This is a genomic window from Paenibacillus sp. EZ-K15, assembly GCF_002573715.1.
Taxonomy (GTDB): domain Bacteria; phylum Bacillota; class Bacilli; order Paenibacillales; family Paenibacillaceae; genus Paenibacillus_AQ.
Genome location: NZ_PDHM01000016.1, coordinates 149,916 through 160,140, shown reverse-complemented (window position 1 = coordinate 160,140; position 10,225 = coordinate 149,916). Strand labels below are relative to the sequence as shown.

13 protein-coding genes and 1 pseudogene are annotated in these 10,225 nt (G+C 41.6%); 6 read left to right on the top strand and 8 right to left on the bottom strand.

Annotation, left to right across the window (positions count from 1 at the left end):
• Nucleotides 1-256 precede the first annotated feature (256 nt).
• The 4 genes from CRG97_RS13350 to CRG97_RS13335 form a co-directional block, all read right to left on the bottom strand.
• Nucleotides 257-1,114, bottom strand: coding sequence for an AraC family transcriptional regulator (locus CRG97_RS13350; protein ID WP_098743495.1), 858 nt, complete (start codon nt 1,112-1,114; stop codon nt 257-259).
• Nucleotides 1,115-1,149: 35 nt separating this feature from the next.
• Nucleotides 1,150-1,650 (bottom strand): GyrI-like domain-containing protein, encoded by a 501-nt coding sequence (locus CRG97_RS13345; protein WP_098743492.1) that lies wholly within the window; start codon nt 1,648-1,650, stop codon nt 1,150-1,152.
• A 240-nt stretch (nt 1,651-1,890) separates the two neighbouring features.
• Complete coding sequence (locus CRG97_RS13340) at nt 1,891-2,325, bottom strand: tyrosine-type recombinase/integrase (protein ID WP_098743489.1); 435 nt, start codon at nt 2,323-2,325, stop codon at nt 1,891-1,893.
• 5 nt (nt 2,326-2,330) lie between these two features.
• The gene (locus tag CRG97_RS13335; RefSeq protein ID WP_153047493.1) at nt 2,331-3,002 is read right to left on the bottom strand and encodes a tyrosine-type recombinase/integrase; all 672 of its coding nucleotides are present in this window, start codon (nt 3,000-3,002) and stop codon (nt 2,331-2,333) included.
• Nucleotides 3,003-3,510: 508 nt separating this feature from the next.
• On the opposite strand from CRG97_RS13335, the gene CRG97_RS13330 reads away from it, so the two are divergent.
• Together CRG97_RS13330 and mraY are read left to right on the top strand one after the other, a co-directional pair.
• Nucleotides 3,511-4,095, top strand: a complete 585-nt coding sequence (locus tag CRG97_RS13330; protein WP_098743483.1) for a TetR/AcrR family transcriptional regulator — start codon at nt 3,511-3,513, stop codon at nt 4,093-4,095.
• Between the two features lie 78 nt (nt 4,096-4,173).
• A complete protein-coding gene (gene mraY, locus CRG97_RS13325) occupies nt 4,174-5,124 on the top strand; it encodes a phospho-N-acetylmuramoyl-pentapeptide-transferase (protein ID WP_202618918.1) in 951 nt (316 codons plus the stop codon).
• Between the two features lie 90 nt (nt 5,125-5,214).
• On the opposite strand, the gene CRG97_RS13320 is transcribed toward mraY, so the two are convergent.
• Nucleotides 5,215-6,168 carry an aminoglycoside phosphotransferase family protein gene (locus tag CRG97_RS13320; RefSeq protein ID WP_098743477.1) on the bottom strand — a complete coding sequence of 318 codons (954 nt, stop codon included), beginning with the start codon at nt 6,166-6,168 and terminating at the stop codon, nt 5,215-5,217.
• A 62-nt stretch (nt 6,169-6,230) separates the two neighbouring features.
• Nucleotides 6,231-6,392, bottom strand: a pseudogene (locus CRG97_RS33580) (Mu transposase C-terminal domain-containing protein); the annotation flags it as partial.
• Nucleotides 6,393-6,466: 74 nt separating this feature from the next.
• On the opposite strand from CRG97_RS33580, the gene CRG97_RS13310 reads away from it, so the two are divergent.
• Genes CRG97_RS13310 through CRG97_RS13300 form a run of 3 tightly spaced genes read left to right on the top strand, consistent with a single transcriptional unit; the run spans nt 6,467 to nt 7,741 of the window.
• Nucleotides 6,467-7,006: a TetR/AcrR family transcriptional regulator gene (locus tag CRG97_RS13310; RefSeq protein ID WP_098743474.1), complete on the top strand. Its 540-nt coding sequence runs from the start codon at nt 6,467-6,469 to the stop codon at nt 7,004-7,006.
• Nucleotides 7,007-7,061: 55 nt separating this feature from the next.
• On the top strand, nt 7,062-7,391 hold the full coding sequence (locus CRG97_RS13305; protein ID WP_481856190.1) for a DMT family transporter: 330 nt from the start codon (nt 7,062-7,064) through the stop codon (nt 7,389-7,391).
• A gap of 11 nt (nt 7,392-7,402) precedes the next feature.
• Nucleotides 7,403-7,741 carry a DMT family transporter gene (locus tag CRG97_RS13300; protein WP_237566381.1) on the top strand — a complete coding sequence of 113 codons (339 nt, stop codon included), beginning with the start codon at nt 7,403-7,405 and terminating at the stop codon, nt 7,739-7,741.
• Between the two features lie 370 nt (nt 7,742-8,111).
• Here the strand turns inward: CRG97_RS13300 and CRG97_RS13295 are convergent, their stop codons facing one another.
• Nucleotides 8,112-8,426 (bottom strand): DUF1904 family protein, encoded by a 315-nt coding sequence (locus CRG97_RS13295; protein ID WP_098743466.1) that lies wholly within the window; start codon nt 8,424-8,426, stop codon nt 8,112-8,114.
• 220 nt (nt 8,427-8,646) lie between these two features.
• On the opposite strand from CRG97_RS13295, the gene CRG97_RS13290 reads away from it, so the two are divergent.
• Nucleotides 8,647-9,576 carry an aminoglycoside phosphotransferase family protein gene (locus CRG97_RS13290; RefSeq protein ID WP_202618917.1) on the top strand — a complete coding sequence of 310 codons (930 nt, stop codon included), beginning with the start codon at nt 8,647-8,649 and terminating at the stop codon, nt 9,574-9,576.
• Between the two features lie 145 nt (nt 9,577-9,721).
• On the opposite strand, the gene CRG97_RS13285 is transcribed toward CRG97_RS13290, so the two are convergent.
• Complete coding sequence (locus tag CRG97_RS13285; protein ID WP_098743463.1) at nt 9,722-10,123, bottom strand: hypothetical protein; 402 nt, start codon at nt 10,121-10,123, stop codon at nt 9,722-9,724.
• Nucleotides 10,124-10,225: the final 102 nt, after the last annotated feature.

Here is a 10,225-nt window from a genome sequence, read left to right as displayed (position 1 = left end):
GAGACATGTACTTCCTCCGTTTTTAATTTACTTACCGATTCTTTCAGATAACGTTCTTGTATTCACGAAACACCCCAGCCTTAGATAGCTCCTATCTTAGGCTGGGTCATTTGTTGTCTGAGCTTCTTTCACGATTATACATCTGACATCCAAGGGGCGATAGCCCCGTAGCGTGAATGCTTTGTTATCGGATGTCAGCGACTTCTTCGAATTACTTACAGTAGTTCTTCAACTATACTATGGAACACAAAACTTTCTATATAACTGGAATATAAATATCGAATTCAAAATTCGAATTGCTTGATCTAAAATCATAATATTCAATCGTATCAAGTTCTGCTAATTCATAGCCTGAGTCCGGCAACCAAACTCCATATATATAATTATACGTATTTTTTAAATTATTAATTGAACCTCTATGGGGAAAGACAGCATACTTAGAGCATGGTATTGTTCTACTTATCATTCCGAAAGGGATTTGTTTAGGGTCGCACACTTCAATGCTTGCAATATAAGTGAAATCACTTTCGTCCGTAATATCTGGATTATATTCACATATTCCCAAACATATTTCATTTTCGGACTGACATTCTATCTCTGCCTTTCTTTTTCCGAACTCTGCCCACAAATTTCTTATCGTTTCAGACCCAGGCTTAACGATTGCCTTGAGACCTATGACTTGATTTATTTTACATTGAACAATCTGAGGTCTAAAAGGAAAAGATGTTTCTAATATCTCATTAATTTGTTTGGTTTTCCACACATCCGCCTTTTCATATAGAACGATTTTCTTCCCTTGTCTTCTATACCTCCCAGGAGTAATACCGAATTGTTTGGTAAAAGCCCGTGTGTATGTTTCTTGCGATTCAAAGCCATATTCAATAGCAATCTCAATGATACGTTTCTCGCTTGTAAGAAGTTCATTTACGCTCTGACTTAACCTTCTATTACGAATATATTCTTTCACCGAATCTCCTACCATTGCTCGAAAGATTCGATAGAAATGGGTTACAGAAAAATAGGCCTGCTCTGCAATGGAACAGACGCTTAGGTCCTCCTTTAAATGAAGTTCAATGTAATCAACCGATTTTTGTATTTTTTCGTAATAATTCATACAACCATCCTATTAGTTTTTTCACTCTATCTCTATTAAAATTTCTTTTTTTCTCTGATAGGAAGCCAAAATTCATACGAAAAACCTTTATCTGTTTTTCTGGGTGGGTAAGCCTCAATTTCGGGAACATTTGCATGATTGTAGCGTGAATACGGAAGCCATTCTTCAAATGCATACATTTCCGCATCAATCAAGGCATCGGGGTTTTCACCGTAATTTTCAAATATCGCCCACTCTGATGCAGGAACTATATATTCCTCCAAATTGAAGCCTTCTGGAGAATGGTCACACTCAGTCGCAACGTAAAACCAGAAATTTCTATCGTTCGGATTTTTTTCTACACACGAAACACCTATAGCATTACTGTTCGTTACGGTTTCTGTACCATTTTCATGAATTCTTTCGAATAACTGTATCAAACCTTCTTTTCTGCACTTTTCCCAAAATTGCCCGAAGGCCTCGTTATCCTGCCCTACCCAGGTTTTACGTCCACAAATCTTGAAGGAAGGTTTCTTCTCAATTCTAACTGTTACCATATTATCAACTCCTGTAATGTTTATAACAATTAAAGAATACACTCAGGAGCCAATCTTTTTTTGATTTTTTTTACCAAAAGCTTTTTTATATTATCTTAGTCGAGGATACCCAACGTATTTGATGATATTATCATTTCAGTTTTTCGCTGATTTCAGATAACGTCTTTTTCACGAACTTCGCAAAAATTTCATCTCTTGAGGTGTTTACGAACTTCGTGAACACACCTTCAACAACCAAGTTTACGACTCCTCTTCCAATTGATCTAACGGACTTTTAATCCTTCTTATGTCCTTCACACTCACATGTGTGTACCTTTCGGTGGTGCGTACACTTTGATGACCGAGCAACTCTTGAATGAAGCGAATGTCAATTCCACCTTCCAATAGATGTGTAGCGAATGAATGGCGTAAGGCGTGGATACTAACCTTTTTCTGGATTCCAGAGGCAGTACGTGCTTGTTCGAACACTTTTTGAACAGTTCGTTCAGTCATATGGCGCTCTGGGTGTTGACCTGGGAACATCCACTTCTCAGGCTTTTCTTGTTGTAAATACGGTTGAACAATATCGATAGCTGTATCGGATAATAGCGTAAGACGATCCTTTCGACCTTTGCCTTGAGAAACTCGAAGTGTTTTTCGCTCGAAATCAATGTCTTGAGTTTTCAACCGAACCACTTCCCCTACCGTAATCCTGAGGAATAGGTAAGGTATAGGATCGCACGATGTTTTAAATTATGGAGTGCTTTTAAGATCAACATCACTTCGTTCATCGATAACACATTCGGCAACTTCTTTTCTTTCTTAGGGCGAACATAAGAGACTGTTTCCTCAAGCAATAATACTTTTTGAGCATAGAATTTGATCGCGCTGAGCGCTTGATTAACATAGGAATGGGAACATTTCCTATGAAGCAAGTGTAATGAATAACTCTGAATCATTTTCTCGTGATCCATCCAATTATTTTGCTGCTGTACAAAAGCATGAAATCGATGAACTTGACTACAATAAGCTTTTATCGTTTTTTTACTATAACCTCGAAGCTGCAGTACATCAACGAAAGACCTTTTTATCGACTCATTCCATGAATAGATTGGAATGTGATCCTGCATATGAACTTCATTGTTAAACAAACTGCACTCTTTCATCAACACGCTATCAGCATAAATCTTCGTTCCTTCAAAAAGTGTATGCAACTGTTGAATGGATTCGGGTGTAAATGGAATCATCCAGATCTTTTTATCACTGACCCATTTCCTTCCTGGAATTTCTCGAATCTTCATCACCATTTGTTCATCATACTTAAAACGAACATACAAGGAACCTCCATCATTCCGAGACACCCATATACTCACGTTCCCACCCTCTCATTATAGCAGCAACCTAATTATTGGAAAGCAAAAAGAGCTCACAATCGCCGTAATCGACGTTGTAAGCTCCCGATACTTTCGGTGCTGTCCATCCTTTATGATCCAACCGCATTCAATTCAATAATATTACGTTTATGGGTTTAAAATTGTTGTAGCCATTAAATAGATTAAACCATAATCAAGATAGCAATGGCTACTTCATTTCTCACCTTACTTCAAGCATGAAGATGCAGTGCAAGCGAAGTCTTGGTGCTGGACTTCGCGTGTAACATGATGACGAGTAGCGTAGCGAACCGGTCTTGATGTTTCACGCCGTCTTCGAACAACTCACATCTTAAGATATATGACCATCTGCGTTTGGCGTCGATTCTTACATGAAGAATAGAGTAGTCGTGGATCTTACTACATCTCCTACCCAGATTCAGTACATGATGGTATTTTGTATAATAGAGAGATACATATTGTGGAACTGCGAAGGAGTGGAGCTACTGTCATGAAACCGGAGTTAGATCCGAGAGAAATCAGAACTCTGCAAAAAATAAAAACCGCTCTCCTTCACATGATGGCTTCCCGAATCGATCCCATATCCATTACGGATCTATGTGCCGAGGCACAAGTGACACGGCCTACCTTTTACAAGCATTTTAGTGGTGTAGCCGAGTTAATGGAGGTCATGTCCAAGGAGATGATGGAAGATTTGGAACGCTGCATCGTGATCGAGAAAAAAATATCCCTTCAAGAGGTTGATTATGTGGAACTGCCCTCCAATATGGTAGCTTTATTCAACCATGTGCTGGAGAATCGCCAGTTTTACGAAGCCTTCATTTTAATCCATCCGGACACGCCATTCACGCGTTATTTCAAAGCCACGCTATACCATTTTGTAAAGGTTGGGCTTGAAGCATCTATCGAGACAGGCGCCGAGATCAGCGTTCCGTCCGACGTGGTGATCAACTTTATGACGGGCGCGTTTCACGAGACCATCTTGTGGTGGATGTTGAATGGATATCCCTACACTCCACGGGAAATGACGGCCATGGCATTACGCTTGTCCATTAACGGACCCTATCAATTCTAGAAATTAGAAGGAATATTTGTCCATTTCATCGAAATACAATGTACTAACACGAAATCGATAGAAAGAGATGTGTATGAGATGAATGGAATTCTGGGTGTATCCGGACTATCTTTCTTGCTGGTGACACTGTTCACGCCGCTGCTTATCTGGGGATTGCGTACGTTAAAGCTCACGCAGCCAATCCGGACCGAGCTGCCTCCCGATCATCAGGCCAAACGCGGGACGCCGTTAATGGCAGGTCTTATATTGCTGATTGGCGTTGCCATGTCACTGCAATTCCAACCTGCGCCGCTTACCGTTTTTTTATGCGCGACCTTCCTCTTGTTCAGCTCGATCGGGTTTATGGATGACTTCAAAAAAGCTGCGTGGCAGGACCCGTCCGGAATCTCCGGTCGCATGAAGCTTGTATTTCAGTTCCTGTTTACCGGCTCATTACTGTATGTGCTGTTCCATTCCTTTTCGCTGACAAGTGATATCGCGCTCTTCAACGGGTTCCAGCTCCATCTGCCGGTTAGCGTGTACGTCATCATCATGCTGCTGTTCATTGTAGGCTCGGCTAATGCAATCAACTTTACCGATGGTTTGGACGGACTGTTGATCAATGTGGCCATACCCACCTATTTTTTCTTCTTTCTGATCTCCGACAAACCGGAGGTCCAGATGTTCTCGCTGGTCATGATCGGCTGTCTGCTCGGCTTGCTGCTCTACAACATTTATCCGGCCCGGGCTTTTATGGGCGATACGGGATCCCTTGCCATTGGCGGTTCCCTTTCATTCCTTGCGGTTATCGAGAAGGTCGAAATTCTGATTCCACTGCTGTTCCTTATCTATTTGGCGGAGCAGCTTTCGGTTATCCTGCAGGTATGGTATTACAAACGGACCAAGCTGCGTCTCTTCCGAATGACCCCGATCCATTTCCACTTCAGTCTCAAGTACGGCTGGAGCGAGAACAAAATCGTTATGATCTTCGGTTTTGTCTCCTGGTTTATGGCTCTTCTCTGTTGGGTACTTGCAAAGTATGTGTTGTGAAACACCGAAATAGACAAGCAAGGAAAAAAGCCTCCTGGTAGGATTGAAGCGTGCTTCACTCTACTGGCTGGCTTTTTTCATGTATAAGGATCAGTCCCGATGGGAAGAAGCGATCTCTTCCAGCTCTTTTCTCAGACTCTGGAGCGTTAACGCACGCTCTTTGTCATGCTGGACATCATAGAGCAGTTGCTCCATGAACTCCCAGACATCCTCCAATTTGCGTCTGCCTTGATAAAACTGCAACGCCTCAGCGTTTATTTCATAATCACTGTGCGTTTCTTTATAAACCCTCATAAATAGTTCAAAATAGGGCTCATCCACAAAAGACATCATATCCGCCTCAACCGGTGCCAACTTCAGTCCTTCCCAATCGATCAGCTTCAGTTGCTGTCCCGTAGACGTAGACATCAGATTCCATCCATGTACGTCGGTATGGCATAATGCCATTCGGAGATCACGATTCTTCAGCGCTTCGGACAGTTCTTCAACTTTAAGCATTAATTCATTCAAGCTATCGATATGATGAAGCATCACTTCCCCGAGGTCATACGGCAACTCCCCGTCCAGCGTGCTCCTCAGCTGCCCAAGAAACGGCACCGTAAAGCTTTCTTTCATCGCACTTGTCACCAGCGGAACCTCTTCCCCATAGCGATGGAGCTCTGCGATCATCTCCGCTAGCTGCCGTACCTGATCCTCTGTCAGTTCTTGATCGGCGATTGTGTCCCCGACGATATATTCATACAACAGATAAATTCCTTCATCATCCTCGCATTGATAGCTACCGTCCGTCGTGAGAATGGGGGCTGGAATCTTGCCCTTCAAACGGCTATGCTCTTCAAGCCACAGCAATATCGGCACGTAATCATCAATGAGCGCCGTCCACTTGGGAGTGGATGCCCGGCTTTTCTCATAAGCCTTCAGGAAATAATGCTCGTTATGGCTCCTGACTCTAAATGCGAGTGCAGCCCAGCCACCCTGCTGTGGTACAACGTCAGTATTCTCCAAGCCATAGTGATCCTTCAAAATGCCTTTTAAACAGTCCATGGGCCCTCCTTTTATACTTCTATACATGTTTGGTAACTCTTTTACCTTATCATAAAGGAACACAAATAACCGGGTAAATCTTGTGAAAACAATTGATTAATGGTTAAAAAGAATCTTTCTATTTTCCCTCGCCCTCTTGGAACACCGATTGCAGAGAGGTTTTGAAAAGTTAAGAAATATCCAGCAATTGCACGGCTGTAATCACCTAAAATAATGGTTAGCCAGATAATATCTAATGACTAAAATTTTTCAAGTGTTATAATGTATAGAACGATCACTATAGAATAAAGGAGTATGTATGATGGGATCATCCAAAAGAGAAGCTATACTCAATACTGCAGAAACGTTGTTTTACCAATATGGATTTCATTCCATTGGATTGAAGAAAATCATAACTGAAGCTGATGTAGCTATCATGACCTTATATAATCATTTTTCTTCTAAAGAAGAATTAGTTTTGGAAGTATTAAAAAAGAGAGAACTTTACTATTGGAACCTTGTAAGGCCTCAGCATAGAGATCCGGATAATTGGGATATTGAAGATGTGATGGAGGGTCATTTTATGTGGCTGATCGAAAAAGGAGACATTGGTTGTATCTTTTTACGTGCATTGGAAGAATATCGAGGAAGAAGCGAAGCGATTGAAAAACTTATAATGGATCATAAACAAGCTTTTACGGCCTATTTAAGAGAGGTATTAGCCCAAAATAATCGTTCACCGGAATTATGTCTTCATATCCATACAATTGCTGAAGGGTCTACTTCTATGGCTGAAATAATTGGTCCCGAAAAAGCGATTAAAGTAGCTAGAGAGTTGTTGAAATCAATCAAAAAATAAAAGATATGCTCTTTTATTTTTTGATATAAAATATAATGATCGTTCTATCTATGAAATGAAAGGAGTATTGTTCTTGGCCTATTTATATTTGTTTGTCGCCATATTGTTGGAGGTTTTTTCCTCTACTCAGTTGAAATTATCGCAGGGATTTAGAAAGTTCTGGCCGTCTTTATTTACTATGGTTGGCTATAGTGTAACATTTTATTTTTTAGCATTATCTTTAAAAACTCTTTCTATGGGGGTTGTTTTTGCGACTTGGTCGGGCATAGGTACAGCTTTAACTGTTTTTATCGCTATTCTGTTTTTGAAAGAAAAAATAACTTTGAGATCTATAGCAGGATTATGTATCCTGCTTTTCGGAATAATCCTGCTAAATTTTAGTTAAAGGGGATGGGAATGATGTTAGAGAAGCACACTCTCTATTTAATAATGGCTATTGGATGTGGAATAACGGGGGGAACATTTTTAAAATTGTCTAATGGATTTTCTGTGGTATGGCCGACACTAGGTGCATTAGCTTTTTATTTTATTGCTTTTTTATTCTTATCTTTTGCCATGAAGGTCGTTCCTTTATCGATTGCCTATGCCGTATGGGGCGGGACTGGAACAGGGATGACAGCTATTATTGGTATCGCATTTTTTGAAGAAAGCATATCCGTCATCAAAATCGTATCCCTGCTTTTAGTTGTAATAGGCATTGTTATGATAAATGGGTCGAAATCAGTAGGTAATTGATAAATGAGTTTGTAAAACTAAGAGAATAGGTCATACTACCACGTGCAAAGAACATATTTGATAGATGGATGGGCTTGATTAAGCGAGTAACATTTAGAAGTTAAAGCTTATTCCGCAACGGGCGCTATTGCGGAACAAAAAACAGTCGCTTTTTTACTAGGCAGATCCGAATTGATGTGCAAAATCACACTTAAAACCAACGCAAATTATCTTCTAAAATGACAGCACGTACGTTTATGAAGCGGATGGAGTCGTCTTTTTAGAAGATGACTGAGAGCTATCGGGTCCATGAACAACCGAGCCGATTTCATCCTTATAAAAAAACAAGAATGCATCATCTGCATCCTTGTCTCGCCTGCAACGTCTTATTTTATTCTAATGGCCTGCCTTCTTTATAATAAAGATTCCGCTTAAGAATCACGAAGAAAATATGTACGTTTCGGTACCCGCGTTCCGACAAGATGTCGTGAATGCGGGCTGCGACAGCATCATGAATCTCCTGAGTTCTCTGGAACATGAGGATTTCCACGGATAACGGCGTATTGGTTATGATCTGATAAGGAAGCAGTTCAATCTTTACAATTTCCTGCGGTATTTGAACAATACCGGCGAATTCGGCAACGACCTGTGGTGTGATTTCTTCAAGAAAAACTTCGGTAAATCCTTTAAAGCGTAAATATGGCACTCGTATCCCTTCATTTCGTCAAATTATTGTCTTATAGATGTCCCCAAGTGACTTTTATCTCTCTTCTACTATACAATATTGTTATTGTGAAAGGAATCACTATGATTCAGATACACATATTCGCAGGTGAATTTCAATTATAGTTATCCTTTCAATTGCCCTTTACGGAGCACTTCCGTTAGACTTAGTAACATCCGATTCATCATACGAGAAATTCATTATGGAGGTGAAGGTCATCATCGGCCGAAATCTATGGGATGCCGAGTGGGAAGTAACTGAGCCGTTAGTCCGATTATTACTTAACCGTCAATTTCCCCAATTGTCCACCCTCAAGGTCCAGGAGATTGGCAACGGATGGGACAACACCGTTTATCGCGTTGGCGATGAGTATGTGTTTCGCTTCCCCCGAAGAGATATTGCCATAACTTTACTAAATACCGAAGCAAAAATCCTGCCCAAGCTGGAACACTACATAACGGTACCTTATGCGAAACCCCTTTTCTTCGGAAAAGAGAGTGAAGACTATCCTGCACCTTTTCTGGGGTATACCTATCTTCCAGGGAAATTTCCGATTGGAATATCAGATGAAGCGCGGATGCAGTCGGCGGCAACGCTCGCCCGCTTCCTGAAGAACCTGCATACATTTCCCGTAGAAATAGCACAGCAAGCGGGTGTATTGTCTGACCAGCGTAATCTGACCGATCTGGCCGGCCGGAAAGACAAAATGCTGAATTTCCTCTCCCGTCTTACCCTCTATATTACGCAAGCGGAGTTGAACGAGATCGCGGACTATTTGCAGGGCATCCAGTTGGATCGGGTCAGGCACCAACATGTTCTAATCCACGGGGATCTCCATTTTAAAAACATGTTGGTCGATGATGCCGGCAAGCTTTCGGGCATTATTGATTGGGGTGACATAAACATTGGCCATCCTGCCTGTGACCTGAGTATCGTTTACAGCTTCCTGCCACCGGCCTCCAGAGCGGCTTTCTATGATATCTATGGCGAAGTGGACGAAGAAACTAAGATTCTGGCACGAATGATCGCCGTATATATCCCCATGTTAATATTCATCCAAGCCATCGACGAAAAAGATGAAGCCATTGCATTGGAAGCCAAATCGATTATTCAGCGTGCCATCGCCAGGTAATGGTTCGATGGTTATGGCGGAATCATATCCTATATAAAAAATAAAGTGTCGAAAAGTCCTCTGGACTTTCTCGACACTCTGAGAAGCTTGACACCTTCAAGCTTCTTTCTCTTAGCCTCGTGATTTGCCTGATGCTGCCGTAACGTTAAATTTTTAACATTGCCATTAATGGCATAATGGTTTTTATCACATTCATGCCCAGTTTAATGTGAGGCACGATTTGTCCCAAAAAGCCCAACCCGCCTACAGCCGCAACTCCTTCTCTTTCCTCGGCTCCTTCGACTGCCGGAGCGCTTGGAGGACCTCCAAACAAGTCACTTAAAAAGCCGGAAATTTGCGCTTTATCCCCGCTCCGTGCAATCGAAGCCGGCATTTTTTGGTTAGCACGAAGTCCTGATAGCGTCACTTCCTGGCCTTGGATCTGATTGAGTTCTCCAATATAGTAGCTGCCGTCCTTCAGAACGACCACGACCGGTTGACCTACCCAATGCTGAGGAGGACTCGACTTCGAAGCAGCTCTGGACTTCCTTGCGCGTTTCGATGGCATATTAGGATCACCTCGCTTCCCTATTCATCATGATGACATCATATGCAGATCCGTCTTTCATTCTTGTGCCTTTATAGGATGATTGATATAAATACGTCAATA

Coding starts and splice junctions, on each gene's coding strand:
- CRG97_RS13350 (WP_098743495.1), bottom strand. CDS start 1,114: ATGAATTATTACGAAAAAATACAAAAATCGGTTGATTACATTGAACTT.
- CRG97_RS13345 (WP_098743492.1), bottom strand. CDS start 1,650: ATGGTAACAGTTAGAATTGAGAAGAAACCTTCCTTCAAGATTTGTGGA.
- CRG97_RS13330 (WP_098743483.1), top strand. CDS start 3,511: ATGAAACCGGAGTTAGATCCGAGAGAAATCAGAACTCTGCAAAAAATA.
- mraY (WP_202618918.1), top strand. CDS start 4,174: ATGAATGGAATTCTGGGTGTATCCGGACTATCTTTCTTGCTGGTGACA.
- CRG97_RS13320 (WP_098743477.1), bottom strand. CDS start 6,168: ATGGACTGTTTAAAAGGCATTTTGAAGGATCACTATGGCTTGGAGAAT.
- CRG97_RS13310 (WP_098743474.1), top strand. CDS start 6,467: ATGATGGGATCATCCAAAAGAGAAGCTATACTCAATACTGCAGAAACG.
- CRG97_RS13305 (WP_481856190.1), top strand. CDS start 7,062: ATGAAAGGAGTATTGTTCTTGGCCTATTTATATTTGTTTGTCGCCATA.
- CRG97_RS13300 (WP_237566381.1), top strand. CDS start 7,403: ATGATGTTAGAGAAGCACACTCTCTATTTAATAATGGCTATTGGATGT.
- CRG97_RS13290 (WP_202618917.1), top strand. CDS start 8,647: ATGGAGGTGAAGGTCATCATCGGCCGAAATCTATGGGATGCCGAGTGG.
- CRG97_RS13285 (WP_098743463.1), bottom strand. CDS start 10,123: ATGCCATCGAAACGCGCAAGGAAGTCCAGAGCTGCTTCGAAGTCGAGT.